The sequence below is a fragment of the uncultured Draconibacterium sp. genome, from assembly GCF_913060805.1.
Taxonomy (GTDB): Bacteria; Bacteroidota; Bacteroidia; order Bacteroidales; family Prolixibacteraceae; genus Draconibacterium.
This window is the reverse complement of record NZ_CAJXTC010000001.1, coordinates 280,335-298,659: the sequence shown is the minus strand read 5'-3', so window position 1 is coordinate 298,659 and position 18,325 is coordinate 280,335. Positions and strand designations below refer to the sequence as shown.

Annotated in this window: 12 protein-coding genes; 3 read left to right on the top strand and 9 right to left on the bottom strand. The window is 40.6% G+C overall.

The features are described from left to right. Positions 1 to 183 precede the first annotated feature (183 nt). From QZ576_RS01145 to QZ576_RS01115, 7 genes are all read right to left on the bottom strand, one after another. A complete protein-coding gene (locus QZ576_RS01145) occupies positions 184 to 2,361 on the bottom strand; it encodes a GH92 family glycosyl hydrolase (RefSeq protein WP_297093546.1) in 2,178 nt (725 codons plus the stop codon). Positions 2,362 to 2,575: 214 nt separating this feature from the next. Next, positions 2,576 to 4,132, bottom strand: coding sequence for a RagB/SusD family nutrient uptake outer membrane protein (locus tag QZ576_RS01140; RefSeq protein WP_297093544.1), 1,557 nt, complete (start codon positions 4,130 to 4,132; stop codon positions 2,576 to 2,578). Positions 4,133 to 4,152: 20 nt separating this feature from the next. Further along, complete coding sequence (locus QZ576_RS01135; RefSeq protein ID WP_297093542.1) at positions 4,153 to 7,488, bottom strand: TonB-dependent receptor; 3,336 nt, start codon at positions 7,486 to 7,488, stop codon at positions 4,153 to 4,155. Between the two features lie 150 nt (positions 7,489 to 7,638). Next, positions 7,639 to 8,640 (bottom strand): FecR family protein, encoded by a 1,002-nt coding sequence (locus QZ576_RS01130; RefSeq protein ID WP_297093541.1) that lies wholly within the window; start codon positions 8,638 to 8,640, stop codon positions 7,639 to 7,641. Positions 8,641 to 8,770: 130 nt separating this feature from the next. Further along, entirely contained in the window at positions 8,771 to 9,367 is a 597-nt protein-coding gene (locus tag QZ576_RS01125; RefSeq protein ID WP_297093539.1) for an RNA polymerase sigma factor, read from the bottom strand. Between the two features lie 132 nt (positions 9,368 to 9,499). Next, positions 9,500 to 10,546, bottom strand: coding sequence for a 2-oxoacid:ferredoxin oxidoreductase subunit beta (locus QZ576_RS01120; RefSeq protein ID WP_297093537.1), 1,047 nt, complete (start codon positions 10,544 to 10,546; stop codon positions 9,500 to 9,502). Positions 10,547 to 10,549: 3 nt separating this feature from the next. Then, on the bottom strand, positions 10,550 to 12,391 hold the full coding sequence (locus QZ576_RS01115; protein WP_297093535.1) for a 2-oxoacid:acceptor oxidoreductase subunit alpha: 1,842 nt from the start codon (positions 12,389 to 12,391) through the stop codon (positions 10,550 to 10,552). Between the two features lie 273 nt (positions 12,392 to 12,664). Between QZ576_RS01115 and QZ576_RS01110 the strand changes: the two genes are divergently transcribed. From QZ576_RS01110 to QZ576_RS01100, 3 genes are all read left to right on the top strand, one after another. Beyond that, positions 12,665 to 13,177: a gamma carbonic anhydrase family protein gene (locus tag QZ576_RS01110; protein ID WP_297093533.1), complete on the top strand. Its 513-nt coding sequence runs from the start codon at positions 12,665 to 12,667 to the stop codon at positions 13,175 to 13,177. Between the two features lie 61 nt (positions 13,178 to 13,238). After that, positions 13,239 to 14,138: a sugar phosphate nucleotidyltransferase gene (locus QZ576_RS01105; RefSeq protein WP_297093531.1), complete on the top strand. Its 900-nt coding sequence runs from the start codon at positions 13,239 to 13,241 to the stop codon at positions 14,136 to 14,138. Positions 14,139 to 14,211: 73 nt separating this feature from the next. Then, a complete protein-coding gene (locus QZ576_RS01100) occupies positions 14,212 to 15,309 on the top strand; it encodes a phosphotransferase enzyme family protein (RefSeq protein WP_297093529.1) in 1,098 nt (365 codons plus the stop codon). Positions 15,310 to 15,446: 137 nt separating this feature from the next. On the opposite strand, the gene murI is transcribed toward QZ576_RS01100, so the two are convergent. Both murI and QZ576_RS01090 read right to left on the bottom strand, forming a co-directional pair. Next, the gene (gene murI / locus QZ576_RS01095; protein WP_297093527.1) at positions 15,447 to 16,274 is read right to left on the bottom strand and encodes a glutamate racemase; all 828 of its coding nucleotides are present in this window, start codon (positions 16,272 to 16,274) and stop codon (positions 15,447 to 15,449) included. Positions 16,275 to 16,287: 13 nt separating this feature from the next. Then, the gene (locus QZ576_RS01090; protein WP_297093525.1) at positions 16,288 to 18,126 is read right to left on the bottom strand and encodes a glycosyltransferase; all 1,839 of its coding nucleotides are present in this window, start codon (positions 18,124 to 18,126) and stop codon (positions 16,288 to 16,290) included. Positions 18,127 to 18,325: the final 199 nt, after the last annotated feature.

Genomic DNA, 18,325 nt, shown 5'->3' with positions numbered 1-18,325 from the left:
GCAGCTGCTAAAATAATAAAAAAAGGCCCTGCAAAACTGCAGAGCCCATTAACCTATCCTTGTTTATGAAAAATTGAAATCGGAAAAAAAGGGAGCCGACTGGTTAGATCAGACTCCCAAGTGGTATTAGGTATTAATTGGTATGGGTGTTCCCTTTGAGCAGGGACAACATTATTTTATATTTTAATTCCACAACTTTTTATTTGGTAGGCGCCCCATTTCAAGTTCAAGCACACCGCCACTCATTAAATCCTCATGACTAAACCAAGGTTTATCTAGGGTCTTACCATTTAATTTGGCACTTTGTATGTATTTCTTCTCTGCAGATAATCCGGGCGCTCTAACTAAAAATTTATTGCCATTCTCCAGGTTGATTGTAATTTCTTCGAACAAAGGACTTGTTATTGTATATTCAGGGATTCCCGGAGTTATAGGATAAAATCCCATTGACGAGAAAACCACAAACGCCGACATTCCTCCCCCATCTTCGTCTCCCGGAATTCCAAATACATTGTCTTTAAACCAGGTATCGATTAAAAAGCGTGTCCACTTTTGAGTTTTCCATGGCGAATTGGTGTAGTTGAACAAATACGGAATGTGAAAACTGGGTTCGTTACCCATCGAAAACTGCCCGACTAAACCTGTTGCATCTGGAAGTTTTGCCCAGAACTCGTATTTACTTCTGCCTAAACTTTCTCGGAAAAGTTGGTCAAGTCCGTCTTCAAATTGTTCAACCCCACCAAACAAATCGATCAATCCGTTTACATCGTGTTGTGTTTGCCATCGGTAAGTCCAACCGTTGTTTTCATCGTAGTAGGCACGCGCTCCCATTCCTCCGTCAAATTTAGGATCTATGTCGATCCATTTCCCATTCTCATCTTTTGGCAGAAACATTTTTTGTTCCGGGTGCCACAAATTTTTATAATTCGAAGCTCGCTCAGCAAAGATCTCCTGCTCTTTTGTCTTTCCTAATTCTTCAGCCATTTGCGAAAGCGCCCAATCATCGTAGCTGTGGCCTAATGTCAATGCAACTGCCTGACGATTTTCGAATGGATGAACCAATGCCACAGTTTCTTTTTCTCCGGGACGCAAAGCTGGGTAAAATCCTTTCTCGTGATAGAAATCATCCAACTCACATTTTTCGCCATTTCGCCAGGGTAACATAGTTGCTTCTTCTGCATTCTTTAGCATTCCTTCAAAAGCAGATTGTACATCAAAACTGCGGATTCCTTTTCGATAAGCATCGAGAAATGAAATGGTTGAATGAAAACCATTCATACAAGAGTGATCGCCATAAATAACCGGAAATGTTGGCATCCAGCCACTTTGCTCGTACATATTTACGTACGACTGCAACATGTCAGCCTCCACATCGGGCTGAAGAATAGCACGAAGCGGATGATGTGCCAGATAGGTATCCCACACCCAATCGTCAACATAAAACGGGCGGGTACTTTGGTGGATTTGGTTGTCAAATCCACTAAAATACTGACCATCTTCTGAAATGTTGACCATTCGTTCGTAGCAACGATAAAGCGCTGTATAAAAACTTCTTTTGTGCGCCTCAGTGCCACCTTTAACTTCAATCTGGTTGATCACCTTGTCCCAGGCTAATTTCCCATGGTTTTTCAATTCATCGAAAGTAGTTCCCTGCAGATCTTCCTGAAAATTTTTCTGAGCCTGTTCTTTACTTATAAAAGAAGTAGCGTATTTGAATTCAATAGGTGCTGCGCTTTCTTTTGCTGTAAGAACAAGCTTATCAGCACCATCATTTTTTATATCACTCGAGCCTGACAATTCTCCATAAACGTAAATCTTTACATTTCGAAAATATTCAACTCCGAAGATCGAATTATCTTCTGCAATCGAGTATTCTCCATTATTATAATAATGCCCAAGCAATATATTCGCCTCTTGATCGGCAGGAAATTTAAATCGGAAAATGCCGGTCTTTTTACCAACTGTGTATTCAACTGCTACTTCGTCTTCAATCAACTCTGTTTTGTAATACCATGGTCGGTTTATTTCCAAATCGTAATCCCAGGTCAATCCTTTTTCCCAGCTTTCTGCTGAAACCGATCCAACAATTGGCTTGATAAAAAATGCCTGTGCCACGCGGTGCGAAATAACATTCAGCGGAAAAGATGAAATCTGATCATCCAGATAATCAGCGCGGTCAGGTGTCATACGCGTCATTTGGTTAGGCAACTGTACCGTTGGCCGTGTTGGTTGCAATATATGACCAACGTTTCCGATTGTCGGATCAACATATTGGGTAAAATCCGTAGCCGGTAATTCCTGTTCTTTTTGAACACAGGAAAAACAGATCGCCAGTACTAAAAGTAGTATCAGATTTTTCATTTTTCTCAATAATTTGAATGCTTGTATCGCCTTATTAAAAATGTATTGGTTGAAAGAGAGGCTGCCAAAAAATAGCAGCCTCTCTATTTTTCAAACCAATTCTAATTCTTTTCTTCAGCAAACGTGTTATAACAACCAAGTTACTTATTTACAAGCACTTTTTAGAATTATAACACATAATTGCCGATGTTGTACTATACTATTCCAATCACAATTAATAACCTGCGTTTTGTGTCAGGTTCGGGTTACGTTGCAATTCGCTTAACGAAATCGGGAATACCAAATCAGTTTCTTTGAATGTAGCACCTGCAGCATTTTGAGCACCAATCAAGTCAACATAGGTAACACTTCCCTTTTCTGTTTCTGAAATAACAGGAAATTTCATTGTACGTACACAGTCGTCCCAGATTTTGAATTCCAAAGCGAATTCACGCAATCTTTCCGTCCAACAAGCTTCAATAAACTCTTGGTTCGAAAGACTTAGCAATTCAGCTTTTAATTCAGCTTCTGTTTTCCCTTCGGTGTTGGCACGCGCCTGAATTTTTGCCAGGTAGGTAGCAGCTTCGTCAGTTACACCTTCAGTTTGTGCAATCGATTCGGCGTAATCCAAATATGCCTCAGCTAAACGATAGAAGTTCCAGTCTTTTGTTCCGATACCTGTATTTAACAGCGCATCTTCGTCGAAATAATACCAGCACCCGGCTTGTCCTTCAGGAGCAGTCCATGTTTTATCGTTTGTTGGATTGGTATATTCCCAGTGGAAGAACTGGTTAGGCTGAATACGAAGGTCATTTTCGTCGTAAACATTCAGGAAACGGTCGATTGGACCATAAGTTCTTTCAAAGATTGAGTAAGTACCGAATACAGCTGTTGCCGATGATGTGAAGGCATAAGTTGGTCTCCACGAACTGCTGGCAATACTTGCATCGTATTCCAAACTGTAAATTACTTCACCCAGATCATCGGTTGTACGTAATTTATTGAAAGCACTGTTTTCTGCCAAGTCGCTATTATCAGTTAGCGAATGAGGAGAATCGATAACCATTTTTGCATATGTTTTTGCATTGGCATAATCTCCCTGGTAGAAATATACATCGGCTAAAGCCATGGCAGCCACGTATTTCGAAATACGATGTCCGTTTGAAGCAAATGTTGCTGCAGGTAAATCCTCAACAGCGTCGATCAAATCTTTTTCAATCTGCTCATAAACCGCCGAGGCAGCCGTTCTTTCAGGATACAAATTCTCTAAAGTGGCAGGTTCAAGTAATAAAGGAACGTCGCCAAATGTTTTCACCAAATAGAAATAGTTGAAAGCTCTGAAGAATTTAGCTTCTGCAATTAAAATGCTGGCCGAGCTTGCGCTCATTTCAATTCCAGGAATGCTGGCAATTGCATTGTTAGCCACATTAATGGTGCGGTAACTGTTATCCCAAATATCATCTGAAGTTCCTGAAATTTCGTTTGTATGCCCCTGACGGGTAAGCAAACGTGAGTATCTACAAACCACTTCCTGACCTTCGTAACTGTTGCTGAAATAACCTGTAAGCATTCCAAGTATTGAAGATTTAGAGCCAATGTAGGCACTTGATGCATGTGCAATTCGGATTGTTGCTCCGTTGCGATACAAATAGTTTACGTTCTCGGTTGCCTGAGATTCGGTTTTGTAATAATCCACATCGGTTAATGATGATTTTGGACTTTCTTCCAGAAACTCGTCGCATGAGGTCAACGCAAAGACCCCTACTAATAAGAATAATATTATCTTTTTCATGATCGTTCTAATTTAATTCATTAAAAAGTTACGTTTACACCAAACGTCCATGTTCTGGCTCTTGGATACGAGAAGAATGTCATGTTTTGTCCAAACTGGTTGCTTCCCTGCGATGTAGATTCAGGATCGTAACCGTTAAAATCGTCAGAACATAACAAGAATGCATTGTTCACATTCGCATAAACTCTTACGGCAGCAATACCCAGCGACTCGCAATAGTTTGTAGGAACAGTGTAACCAAATTGAATAAGGTTAGCTCTTAGGTAAGAACCATCGGCAATCCATCCCGAATCAACCGTTGTATTTTGTCCGGCGTGGCCAGAGTTTGTCAAATAGATGGCTTGTTGCATGGTATTTGGATTGGTACCATCGTAAGCATCGTACAGAATATTTGATAAACCATTGGTGATACCAAAACGGTCGTAAGTTGAGTGGTAAAACTGTTGCATGGTTTCAACACCCCATACAAATTGTAAATCAACTGTAAGATCGAAGTTTTTGTACGAGAAAGTATTGACAAAACTACCAGTCCAATCCGGCATACCTTTTCCAATAATTTCTTTTTCGTTGGTACGTTTTGCACGGCCAATCTGATCTCTTTCAATCAAGCCGGCTTCAAAGTCTTCTTCAGTATAAACTCCAAGTCGTTTGTAACCAAAGAAACTACTCAGGTTCTCGCCTACACGCAAAATACTTTCAGAACCACCAACCCAGTAATTCATCTCAATATCTTCGTCGTTGTCGCCAAGACTAAGAATTTCGTTTTTGTTGTAGTTCAGATTTAATGTAGAATTCCAAGTAAAATCGGCTGTTCTAACTGGTGTAGCATTAACCATTATATCCAATCCCTGGTTTTTAACAGATCCAATATTTTTGAAGATCGAGCTAAAACCTGAAGATGTTGGAAGTGGTGTATTCAGCAATAAATCAGTTGTTTTCTTGTAGTAGTATGAAACATCAAATGTAAGCTGATTATCAAATACGCCCAAGTTTACACCAAAGTCCCATTGTGCTGTTTTTTCCCATTTCAAATCAGGGTTCGCAAAAGAGTTAATGTAGGAGTAAGGCGAACGTGAACCATTCATCAACAATGTTCCTGAACTAACAGATGCCAACGAATTGTACGGGCCAATTTCAGAGTTACCGGTTATACCATAGCTGGTGTGCAATTTAAGCATATCGATCAGACCACTGTCTTTCAGGAAGTCTTCCTGCGACATGTTCCAGGCCAAACCTGCTGATGGGAAAAACGCATATTTATTGTTGTCACCGAATTTAGACGAACCATCGTAACGACCGGTAACAGTTGCCGAGTATTTATCTTTCAGCGTGTAAGCAACTCTCAAAAAGTAAGAGTTCATCGCCCAATCGTTGTAGCTTGATGATGGAGACGAAGGATTTGTTCCTGCTCCCATGTTGTACCATTCGTAGAAATCATCGCTGAATCCTTCAGTACGTGAGCCATCGAAATTATAAGTACGTTTTTGCCACGAAAGACCTGCCATCGCATTCAAACGGTGATCGCCAACTACCTTTTTATAAGTCAGGTAAGTTTCTTCCTGCCAGTAGAACGTATTGGTGTGTTGAATTTCGGCCCATCCGTTTGGCATTGAAATGTTGTTCAACAAAATAGATGAATAACCTTTGTAAGTGCGGTTATGATTGTCGATACCAAACTGAGTTTTCAAATCCAATCCGTCCATTAAATGGAAGGTCAATGCTGCATTACCAAAGATTTGAGTATTGTACCTCATCCGTTTCTGCAGATCCAAAATCATAGCCGGATTTGACATACCTTCGAATCCGAATGTATCAGATAACGATGATGTCGACGATGTAGTGTAATTACCATCCGCATCTCTAACTGGCAACCAAGGCAACATCTCGATCATTGTGCGTCGGGCATCCTGTCCACCACCGGTTTCAGGAGTGTAACGACCCCACGAGTGATTAACCATTAAGTTTACTCCGGTAGATAACCATTTTGTTGGTTCGCCATCGTAAGTAAGTTTTGCGTTTACCCTTTTGCTGTACGTGTTATTCACTACTCCCTGCTGATCTGTATAGTTCAGGAATGCACCTGTTGATGAGTTTTTACCGGCCTGCTGAATATTTAACTGATGATTGTGAGAGATAGCTGTTCTTGTAGCTTCTTCCTGCCAATTGGTATCGTATAACGGATTACCCTGTGCATCGAAATAGTTTCTATCGGTAAACCAATCGGTACGATCTAGCGACCAGTCATAACCCATGTAGTTATTCTCATTTTCAAGACCGATCATAAAAGCATCAGTCCATTCCTGGGCATTCAGAACATCCATAAAACGAGCAACAGTGCTAACCCCAACCGATCCCTGGTAACTTACTACTGTACCTTCGCCACCGGTTTTTCCGCGTTTGGTAGTTACCAAAATAACACCGTTTGCACCGCGTGCACCATAAATAGCAGTCGCCGAAGCATCTTTTAAAACTTCAATACTTTCAATGTCGTTCGGGTTCATTAATCCAAAATTCTCCATTACAACACCGTCAACCACATACAATGGGTCGGTTGAAGAGTTGATAGTAGACATACCACGGATTACAACACGGCTTTGATAAGCACCCGGCTGCGATGAATTGGAATAAATATTTACACCCGAAGCTTTACCTCTTAAGTTATCAAGTGGACTAAAACTCTGTGCTTTAATCAGCTCCTCACCGTCGGTTTTCGAAATAGAACCGGTTACATCCTGCTTACGCAAAGTACCGTAACCAATGGCAACAACCTCTTCAATACCAATGGTTTCTTCTTCCATTGTAATATTGATTACGGCTTTTCCGGCAATGTCAATTTCCTGCGATTTCATACCCACAAAAGAAAACTGTAATACATCGCTATCAGAAACACCGCTTATCGAGTACTCACCGTTATTATTGGTCACTGTACCATTCGATGTTCCTTTAACAATTACAGTTACTCCCGGTAAAGGCTGACCTCCAGCATCGGATACAATACCTGAAATACTTTGTTGCTCGCTTCGTACGTTAATGTTTCCGGCGCTTTCGCTATCCAGTTCGGCGGGGAAAAGCATAATGTGCCTATCGTACGTTACGTAGTTAACATCAGTTCCGTTAAATACTACATTCAGAATCTCATCAATTTGTTGATCGTTTAAATCAACCGATACTTTTCGGTTCATATCGATCAGTTCAGAACTATAGGCAAAATGAAATTCCGATTGTTTTTCAATCTCGTCAAGCACTTCCACAACCTTTTTGTTGTGCATAGCTAGTGTTAGTTTGGTTGATTGACTATATACACTTGCAGAAACTTGCATTAGTCCAACCAGTAAAAACAAAAATGTTAGTTTCATAAGCTTTAAGCTTTTACTCCAAAAGGAAGGCATACCTCTTCCTTGGATTAGGATTTTTTTCATAGTTTTACATTGATTTAAATTATAACTTAATTTACCGTTTGCCGATGGTAAATGAGGACCGGAAGTGTTGCCGCACTTTCGGTTTTTTTATCTCGACAATTCTCTTACTTTTTCTTCGTCTAGTTCAAATACAATTACATTTTTTTCTTGTTTAGTTTTAATTGGTGCTATCTTTTCCATAATCTGGATAATCTCGTCAAGCGGTTCGCTTTTAATGGTGAATGTGAAGTGGTAATCTTTTAACTCTTCAGCAAACTCAAATTCCTGATTATATCTTTTCTCCAGTCGTTTTACAACCTCTACCAGTGGCTGGTTGTAAATATTCAAAATACCATCTTTCCACGAGGTATATTTCATGGTATTAACCTCGCTTATATTTAGTTGATTGTTTGATTTTACAAACGATGCTCTTTCTCCTGGGCTTAGAAAATATTGGAACGAAGCCACCTCGGGACTTAACAGCTGCACTTTACCCGACTCCAAAACAACGTCGATATTTTCCGATCCGGGATAAGCCTCCACATTAAATTTGGTTCCGTGTACTTTAACCTGAATCTCGCCGCTGTTTACCACAAACGACAGATCCTCGTTTGTTTGAACCTCAAAATAAGCTTCACCTTCCAATTTCACATCGCGGTTATTCTCGGCAAACAGGTTATTGTAGCTAATTTTCGATCCGGAGTTTAGCCAAACCATCGAACCATCGGGCAGTTTCACTTTTGAAATCTGACCATTTTCGGCTTCAATTTCCGAGTACCAAATGTCCTTTTCTTTAGTTGATGAAACAATGTAAGCTCCTCCACCCAAACTCAGCACAAAAAAGAAGATGGCGGCAATCCGAACCAACAGGTTTATCTTATCAGAATACTGCCATCTTTTGAAACTTTTTTGCAACATTTGATCTTGAATATTCAGCCAGCTTTTTTCACTTCCTTCAGGAAGCGGCTTATTTCGCTGACTTTTATTCCAACCTAACCTAGAACTATTAAAAACTATGCGATTCTCCTTTTTTCGTACCCACTTCAATAATTGCATCTGCTCGCTCGCCGATGCTCTCCCTTCTAAATATTTCTCTATTATCTCTTTCATGTTGTATTCTGATAGGAGTACACAAAAAGTAAAAAAACCCTACCTGTTTTTTTTCAAAATTTATTTTTAACGAATTATACAAACCAACAGAACTGCTGATTTTCAACAAGCTACCACAATCGCCGCCTAACTATTTTTCAAGCAGCAAGGTTATAAGAATGATGAGCACCGGGTATTGGTCTACCAATTTTTTCCTGATCTGTTCTTTGGCTTTAGCAATGTGTTTTTCAACCATCTTTATGCTAATTCCCATTTCGTCGGCTACTTCTTTTTGTTTTCGGCCTTCAATTTTACAGCGCTTAAAAACCTGTTTCATTTTATCCGGCAATTCATCAACCGCTTCCTGAAATGATGTAACAAGTTGCTCCTCCAGACTTTTTTCTTCTTTACCCAAAAGATCGATCTGGTACAAATACTGAAGTTCACTCACCTCTTCCACATCGATGGAGAAAGTGGTCTTTTCCAGCTTTTCATTGCGTAAAAAATTCAGACAGTTATTGCGTAGAATTACAAAAAGATAACTTTCTATTGAACGGTCAGTTTTTATAGAATTGCGTTTTTCCCAAAGGGTAATAAAGGTCTCCTGAATAAGGTCTTCAACTTTATTATCGTCGGAAATAAATAATTTGCAATATCCTTTTAGGCGAGGGTAAAGAAGTTTGAACACGTCTTTAAAAGCGGACGGGTCTCCTTTTTTTAGGTTATAGTTAGTTTGAATGTCGAACATCGATTTTAGTTAGCTAGTTAGTGGGCACAAATAAAAGAAATTTATATGACACTTAAAATCAACATTGTAAGTTTTTTAAAACAAAAAAGGCCCTGCAAAATTGCAGAGCCTTCAACTATTCTTGTCTAATTATTAGATACATTTTTTACTTGAACCGTTTGGATTTCCGGTTACTTCCCAGGTATTTCCCGAGTTTAATAACTCATCAACGCAAGTTACTTTACGCGTTTGCTGTACTTCCTTAATTTGTGCTTCCATCTCAGTATCGTAAACCGGAGCAGGAACTGCACGAATTACACCAAATGCAACAGGGAAATCAGGCAAAGCCATATTGATCAATGCCAAATGCAAGGTAGGATCTACCTCAGTTGCATCATGAACAAGGATATCAGCTTCGGTTACTCCGTTTTCGCCAATCTTAACAACTTTTAGTTTGCCATTGTCGAATACCAAACCTTTTTCGTTTTCAGCGCCAAAGATCATTGGCTTTCCGTGCTCCAGCATTAGCTGACGGTCGGCACGGTGATTAGGATCGGTAATAGCAGTGTGAATTCCGTTGTTAAAAATCACACAGTTTTGAAGTACTTCAACCACCGATGTTCCTTTATGCTCTGCTGCTTTTTCAAATACCGACTGGCTCAGTTTCAGGTTGCCGTCGATTGAACGGGCGTAGAACGAACCACGTGCTCCAAGAACAAGTTGCCCCGGTACAAAAGGATCTTCAACAGTTCCGAATGGCGATGTTTTACTCACAAAACCACGGTCGGAAGTTGGTGAATACTGTCCTTTAGTCAAACCATAAATACGGTTATTGAACACCACCATATTTACATCAATATTTCTTCTGATCAAGTGAATAAAGTGGTTACCACCAATGGCCATAGAGTCACCGTCGCCACTCATAACCCAAACGCTCAAATCAGGGTTGGCAGCTTTCACACCCGAGGCGATTGCCGCAGCACGACCGTGAATGGTATGAAAACCAAATGTATTCATGTAATATGGGAAACGCGATGAACAACCAATACCTGAAATTACGGCAAATTTCTCTTTCGGAATTCCCATTCCGGCCATGGTACGCTGTATGGCATTAATAATGGCAAAGTCGCCACAGCCCGCACACCAACGTACTTCGTTCTCGCTTTTAAAATCTTTTATAGTATATTTTACATCAGTCATTGCTTAGTCCTCCAAAAGTTTAGTAATACTTTCTTTTAATTCGCTAACGGTAAATGGCAAACCTTTTACCTTGTTGGCCTGGTAATAGTTGAACTCAGGCAACTCGTTACGCAAATAGGCCACGAACTGTCCAAGGTTCAGCTCGCAAACAATAATTTTTTTGAATTTGCTAAATACCTCTTTTGTATTTTTTGGAAGTGGCTTAATGTAGTTGAAATGAGCCAAACTAACATTTTTACCAGCCATACGCATTTCGCGAACGGTGCTTGCAGTGTGCCCGAAAGTACCTCCCCAGCTAACAACAAGAACATCACCTCCATCTTCATCTCCGCAAATCTCCAGTTCAGGAACCAAGTCAACAACGCGTTGAACTTTTTCTTCCCTGATCTCGCTGTTTACCTGGTGATTTTCAGGATCGTGACTCACTGTTCCGGTGATATTCTTTTCAAGACCTCCGATACGGTGCTCAAAACCGGCCATTCCCGGAATTGCCCATTCGCGTGCCAATGTTGCAGCATCACGTTTATAAGCCTGGAATTCTTCGCTGTCTTTTGCAACTCGCGGAGTAATCGACGGCATGTCGGCCATTGAAGGAATTTTCCAGGGCTCGCTACCGTTTCCTAAGAAACCGTCGGTAAGCAAAATAACCGGAACCATTCTTTCCAAAGCAATTTTTGCCGACATATAAGCGTAATGGAAACAATCAGACGGTGTGCTGGCTGCCAAAACAACAACCGGACTTTCACCGTTTCTTCCATATAGCGCCTGCATTAAATCCGACTGCTCGGTTTTTGTTGGCAAACCTGTTGACGGGCCACCACGCTGCACGTTTACAATTACCAGCGGCAATTCGGCCATAACAGCCAAACCAATTGCCTCGCCTTTCAATGCCAATCCCGGACCGGAAGTGGTTGTTACAGCAAGGTCGCCGGCAAACGAAGCACCGATAGCTGAACAGATACCTGCAATCTCATCTTCAGCCTGAAATGTTTTCACTCCAAGGTCTTTTCGTTGTGATAATGCAGTTAAAATATCGGTTGCAGGAGTAATTGGGTACGATCCCAAAAACAATTCCAATCCCGATTTTTCAGCAGCTGCCAAAAGTCCCCAGGCCGTAGCATGGTTACCATTTATATTGCGGTAAGTTCCGTTTTCAATTTCTGCCGGGTTCACCAAATAACTTGGTGTCATGTGCTGCATGGTTAAACCATAGTTATAACCATCGTGCAACACTTTAATGTTCGAATCAACAACAACCGGCTTTTTCTTGAACTTATTTTTTATAAATTCTTCAACGTAATCCAGCGGACGGTTAAACATCCAGCATACCAAACCCAAAGCAAACATGTTTTTGCTTCGAAGCACACTTTTGTTATCCAAACCAAAATCCTTCAGGCCTTCTTGTGTAAGGCTCGAAATTGGTACCGGAATTTTGAAATAATCCTCAAGGTTACATTCTGCAAAAGGATCGTCAGTTGCAAAGTTTGCCTTCTTCAGGTTTTTTTCAGTAAACGAATCTGAATCGTATATAATAGTACCACCGGGCTCTAAAAAGCGTGCGTTCGCTTTAATAGCTGCCGGATTCATGGCAACCAACACGTTGGCATTATCTCCCGGGGTATTTACTTGTTTTTGCCCAAATTGTACCTGAAAACCCGATACACCCCCTACTGTTCCCTGTGGTGCACGAATTTCGGACGGATAATCCGGAAAGGTAGAAATATCATTTCCAAGAAGCGCAGTAGTGTCGGAAAACAAGGTTCCGGTAAGCTGCATTCCATCGCCGGAATCGCCAGAAAACCTAATGGCAACTTCTTCCAGTTCGATAACTTTAGTTTCTTTCATCTCTAAAATATTTGATTTCATTTTTCGAAAAAGAACGGTTGATTATCACCCAACCCCAATTTTCAATTTCTAGTTATTTTCTTTTAAGTCTGTATAATTCATAAAAAAAACGACTCCAAAACTACTAAATCATAATTTCAGAACCGGTTTTCATCAAGGTCGATCGAAAAATCTTAAAACAAATGTAACCATTATTTAACAAGATTTCGATGACATCTGTGATAGTTTTTTGGTTTTCTTATTTTTGTAATCAATTTAAAACCAATTCAGATAATGGCTATTATAAAAGAGTTAAAAGATAAAACACCGAAAGTAGGAAAAGACTGCTTTCTGGCTGAAACAGCAACACTTATAGGCGATGTAGAAATAGGTGACAACTGTAGTATTTGGTACAGCGCTGTAATTCGTGGCGATGTGCATTCCATTAAAATAGGTAATAACACCAACGTGCAGGACAATGCAACCATACACGCAACTTACCAAAAAAGCCCTACCAATATTGGCAACAACGTAACTATTGCGCATGGTGCCATCGTTCATGGTTGTACCATTAAAGACAATGTAATGATTGGCATGAACGCGGTTGTTCTCGACAATGCAATTATTGAAAGCAATTCGATTGTTGCTGCCGGTTCGGTGGTTACCAAAAATACCCGTGTTGAATCAGGCAGTGTTTATGCAGGGGTTCCGGCCAAAAAAGTAAAAGATATCAGTCCGGAACTGTTGCACGGCGAGGTGGAGCGAATTGCAAATGCTTACCACATGTATTCAAGCTGGTACAAATAAAGTCGGAAGTTGAGAGAAAGAAGTACGAACAAAAGAGATTTAAAAACCAAAAATTAGAATAATGAAACCAACCTTACTCATACTGGCTGCCGGAATGGGAAGTCGTTTTGGAGGCCTTAAACAAGTTGAACCTGTTGGCCCAAACGGAGAAGCAATTATCGACTACACTATTTTCGACGCCATTCGTGCCGGATTTGGCAAAGTAGTTTTTGTAATTCGCGAAAGTTTTGCCGATGCTTTTAAAGAAAAATTTGAAGCTAAACTTAATGGGAAAATAGATGTGGAATACGTTTTTCAGGAGCTGGATAACCTGCCGGAAGGATTTACACTGCCGGAAGGTCGCGAAAAGCCATGGGGAACAGCACATGCCATTTTGGTTGCCAAAGATGTAATTAACGAGCCGTTTTGCGCCATCAACGCCGACGACTTTTACGGACAGGGAGCCTACCAAATTATGGCCGACTTCCTGAACAATGCGGTGCAGGAACAAACTTTTTCGATGATCGGTTACCAACTTAAAAACACGCTGTCGGAACACGGATCAGTTTCACGGGGCATTTGCACTGTGAACGAAAACGACAACCTGGTAAAGATTGTTGAAACCCACAAAATATTCAAAAAAGAAGATGCTGCCGTATCCATCCCGGAAGAAGGGACAGAAATTCCATTAACCGGAAACGAAAAAGCATCGATGAACTTCTGGGGTTTTCACCCCTCGATTTTCAAAACACTGGAAAGCAAATTTGTAACGTTTCTCGAAACGGAAATCGACAAACCAAAATCGGAAATGTACATTCCATCGGTGGTTTTCGAAATGATCGAGGATAACGAGGTGGAAGTAAAAGTACTGGAAGCCAACTCGCCATGGTTTGGCGTAACTTATAAAGAGGACAAACCAATTGTGGTGAATAAAATTAACGCCTTAATTAAAGAAGGTGTTTACCCGGAGAAACTTTGGTAGTAATTATATAATATAAAACGAAGTCGGAAACGAGAATTTTCCGACTTCGTTTTTCTAACGACAGCATACAAACATGACGGATCTAAAAAATATTGCACACAACTTTCAAATAGAGGGCGAAATAGAAAATGTAAAACCACTGGGCGAAGGTTTTATAAACGACACCTTTATAATTACGACTAAAAACAGTGGCCCCCGATATATTTTACAGCGCAAAAACAAAAACATCTTCTCTCCCATCCCCGCGATGATGGAGAATATTCAAATAGTTTGCACGCACATTAAAAAGAAAGTTGTTGATGCCGGTGGCGATCCCTTGCGCGAGGCAATGACCATCATTCCGGCCAAGGACGAAAAGCTCTATTTTCTTGATGATGAAGAGGAATACTGGGCCGTTTGTCTTTTTATAGAAGACACCATTGCATACGAAGCTGCAGAAACTCCGGAACTGGCGTATGCCGGTGGTAAAGGAATTGGAAAATTCCAGTCGCTGGTGGCCGATTTAAAAGAGCCGCTTGTAAATATTCTTCCCGGTTTTCACGATATCCGTTACCGTTTTAAACAGTGGGACGAAGTGCTGGCAAAGGATCCGGTTGGCAGAAAAGAAAAAGTGAGCGAAGAAATTTCGTGGATTGAAAGTCGAAAAACGGAAATGCTGGCATTTTGGGAACTGGTGGAAAACGGAGAAATTCCAACACGCATCAGCCATAACGACACCAAAATAAACAACATTCTTTTCGATAAAAAGGGCGAAGTACTTTGTGTGATCGATTTGGACACCGTACTCAGTAGCACCGTATTAAACGACTTTGGCGATGCCATGCGTTTTTACACCAACACCGGTTTGGAAGACGACGAAAACCTCGACAATGTCTCGATGGACTTGGAAATTTATAAAGCTTTTGCCAAAGGTTATTTGGAAGAAACAGCCTCATTCTTAAGCCCAAAAGAAATTGAATATCTGGCATTTTCGGCTCGATACATTACTTATGAACAGGTTCTGCGTTTCCTGATGGATTATATTGACGGAGATAATTACTACAAAACAAAATCGCCCGAGCATAATTTGGTCCGTGCACGCGCGCAGTACAAGTTATTACAAAGCATGGAAGAGCAGTTTGCAGAAATGGACAGCTTTGTAAAATCGTTTGTAACGGAATTACAGAATTAGAATATACTCTTGTTTATTCAAAACAGCTACTTCATTACGTCATGCTGTCCGTCAGCTGACGGATTCAGCATCTATAAATTAGAATAGAGATTCCGAAACAAGTTCGGAATGACGTAAAAGAAAATACGAGACTTCATTTAGAGGTGAACCGTTTTTGCGTTCACCTCGCTGCCCATAAACAATGCAGCTTTACTTTCGAAAGTTGCAGCCGATTCAGTCGTCTGATATTCCAAATTACTACCTTTGGTTAGTCGTTGTTCCATTTCGGGATGGCGTTGCAGATAATCAACCAGTTTTTCGGCAACAATTGCGCCCTGAGTTAGAATATTTACATTCTCGGGGACGTATTTTTTAATCAAATCGATCAACAAAGGATAATGTGTACACCCCAAAATAAGTGTATCCAATGATTTATCTTTCTGAAATACGGATTCGATATTTTTCTTTACGAAATAATCGGCACCCGGATTATCCATTTCGTTATTTTCCACCAGCGGCACCCACATCGGGCAAGCTTCCTGAACAGTTGATTTCACATGACCTTCCGACCATTTTTCCAGTTCTATAGGATACGATTCCGACGCCACGGTTCCAACAGTTCCCAAAACACCAATGTGGCCATTCTGTGTAATTTCTGATACTTTCTCTACACTTGGCCGGATCACCCCAAGTACCCGATTATCGGGAGCCAGATGCGGCAAATCCAACATTTGAATATTGCGCAAAGCTTTTGCCGAGGCTGTATTACACGCAATAATAACCAGCGGACATCCTTGTGAAAACAGATATTTTACAGCTTGCAACGTGTAATCGTAAACCACATCGAACGACCGGGTACCGTATGGTGTTCGGGCATTGTCGCCAAGGTATAAGAAGTCGTATTCGGGCATCGATTTTATCAGTTCCTTCAAAACGGTTAAGCCGCCATACCCGGAATCAAAAACTCCAATTGGAGAGGATTTCATAAAAATTAAGCTTTTATCGTTCTAATGATAAATCGTAGGATTGTTTGTAATATTTTCCAAGATTCGACCAGTCGAAATGCATCGACGCCTCCTCACATTTATAACGTAATGCAATCCTGTCGCGTCGTGAAAGATTAACAAACTCAAACAACATATTTGCCAGTTCTTCGGCAGCGCGGTTAAAATTACCATCAGTACGGTCGATAATATACATTCCCTTTTCATCATGATCCGGAACATTGTTCTCCACATAGTCGCCAAATCCGGCCAAATTACTTGTTACCGAAGGCAAACCACTGGCTAAACACTCAAGCGGCGTATATCCCCATGGTTCGTACATACTCGGGAAAATTCCGAGGTGACAACCGCGCACAAATTGCGTGTAATCCATTTTAAACAACGGGTTAGTTGTAGAAATAAAATCGGGGTGATATACAATTTTAACTTTATCGTGTCGGTTATTCACGAGGTTCGATGTACGCAGGAAATTCAGTATTTCATCTTTTGCATCGTCAACCAGCTGGTGTGTAACTACTTTGGGTAAATTTTGTGTTTTCCAACTTTGTACATTCCTACGTAATTTCAATCGCAGGTAATCATCAACCAATTCCCTTAAATCAGGAAACTCATAAGGGCCTGTTATTCTTGTTATTTCGTTGTACAACCTGTTCCCCACCTGCTCTTTAATTTCTTCCACAACACGACCTACATCTTCAATCTGAGCTTTCGATTGCAAAACTTCAGGATTAAAAGAATAAAAAGGGCGTTTGGTTATGAAGAACGAAACCACAGTCATATCGGTGCCGGCTTGCTGCATTTTCCAGTTTAAGCGAGCCAGTGCTTCGAGCGTTAAATCGTAACCTTTATTCTGATATTCGTATCGGCCTGAGGTGAAGAAATAAAGTGTTTTATCGAGATCGAAAGAATAACTCTGGAAAAAGTGCCCCATTACAAATTCGTGAATCTTCTTCTTAATCTGTACGTGTTGATTCTGAACTTCGTGAATGGCTTCAAAACGTTCGATATTCAAACCGTTTGGCAGAAGCAGGTCCGGTGTCCGCCCCAGTAAATGCGTACACTCTTGCGCTGTAACTTCACTTACCGTAGTGAATACATGAGCTCCATGTGCCGAAGCCCTTTCAATTTGAGCAATCGGCAGCACATTAAACTTTCTGGCTTCTTCTTCCCAGTTATAAAACGGAAGGTGACTGTAAAACTCATGATCGTTCATGGCCAGGTACCTGCCCAACAAAGTTGCATGCGTTGTAAAAACCGTTTTAATATTCAGGTTCGACTTCCTGATTCCGGGAATTGGAATACCGGCCATCCATTCGTGAAAATGCGCGATTATATTCGAATCGCAAACTCCCGTTCCGCAGAGGTAATGGAAAAACTCTTTTACCTGAAATCCGAAAGCTGCCACTTTATCCAGTAATTCATCTCCCTCAGGAACTGATATATTGTAATCTTTAAAAAGGTAATATCGAATTTCGTCTAATTTATCGTACACCGAATAAGGATTAAACAGCACCACATTTGGTCTTCCCGAAACGATCCACTGACCGTAATAAACTTCGAATCCGCGCGATTGCATTTCCAACACGGCTTTACCGATTGGACTCGAGAAATCTGTTGCAGGATCAAAATGTGCAGCGGCTTGCTCAGCAAAATAAGGCCCGATAAGAAAATATTTTTCATGCCCCCATTTTTTTATCGCGGTCGGCACTTTCGAGCGAATTACCGTATAAATACCTCCTACCTGGTTACAAACCTCCCATGCTATTTCAAATAATGCAGGCTTATCAATATGTCCCTGCTGTTCATTCTCCTTATTAATCTTCGCTGCTTTCATATGTTTATTTTCGTTAGATCTCTGGTTCTTATTGCTTTCCGTTTTTACCGAAACGACCGTATGTACGGTATATTTGAGATCAATAAATATAGTTTTTATCTATTATCAATCCAATATGTTTTAAAATAAAAAACAGCATTTCGGAACATGACTTAACGTGCGCTACACACTGCTGACTGCATTGTTGTGGAATTCATTT

Coding starts and splice junctions, on each gene's coding strand:
- QZ576_RS01125 (WP_297093539.1), bottom strand. CDS start 9,367: ATGTTCGACATTCAAACTAACTATAACCTAAAAAAAGGAGACCCGTCC.
- QZ576_RS01110 (WP_297093533.1), top strand. CDS start 12,665: ATGGCTATTATAAAAGAGTTAAAAGATAAAACACCGAAAGTAGGAAAA.
- murI (WP_297093527.1), bottom strand. CDS start 16,274: ATGAAATCCTCTCCAATTGGAGTTTTTGATTCCGGGTATGGCGGCTTA.
- QZ576_RS01105 (WP_297093531.1), top strand. CDS start 13,239: ATGAAACCAACCTTACTCATACTGGCTGCCGGAATGGGAAGTCGTTTT.
- QZ576_RS01090 (WP_297093525.1), bottom strand. CDS start 18,126: ATGAAAGCAGCGAAGATTAATAAGGAGAATGAACAGCAGGGACATATT.
- QZ576_RS01120 (WP_297093537.1), bottom strand. CDS start 10,546: ATGACTGATGTAAAATATACTATAAAAGATTTTAAAAGCGAGAACGAA.
- QZ576_RS01135 (WP_297093542.1), bottom strand. CDS start 7,488: ATGAAACTAACATTTTTGTTTTTACTGGTTGGACTAATGCAAGTTTCT.
- QZ576_RS01115 (WP_297093535.1), bottom strand. CDS start 12,391: ATGAAAGAAACTAAAGTTATCGAACTGGAAGAAGTTGCCATTAGGTTT.
- QZ576_RS01140 (WP_297093544.1), bottom strand. CDS start 4,132: ATGAAAAAGATAATATTATTCTTATTAGTAGGGGTCTTTGCGTTGACC.
- QZ576_RS01100 (WP_297093529.1), top strand. CDS start 14,212: ATGACGGATCTAAAAAATATTGCACACAACTTTCAAATAGAGGGCGAA.
- QZ576_RS01130 (WP_297093541.1), bottom strand. CDS start 8,640: ATGAAAGAGATAATAGAGAAATATTTAGAAGGGAGAGCATCGGCGAGC.
- QZ576_RS01145 (WP_297093546.1), bottom strand. CDS start 2,361: ATGAAAAATCTGATACTACTTTTAGTACTGGCGATCTGTTTTTCCTGT.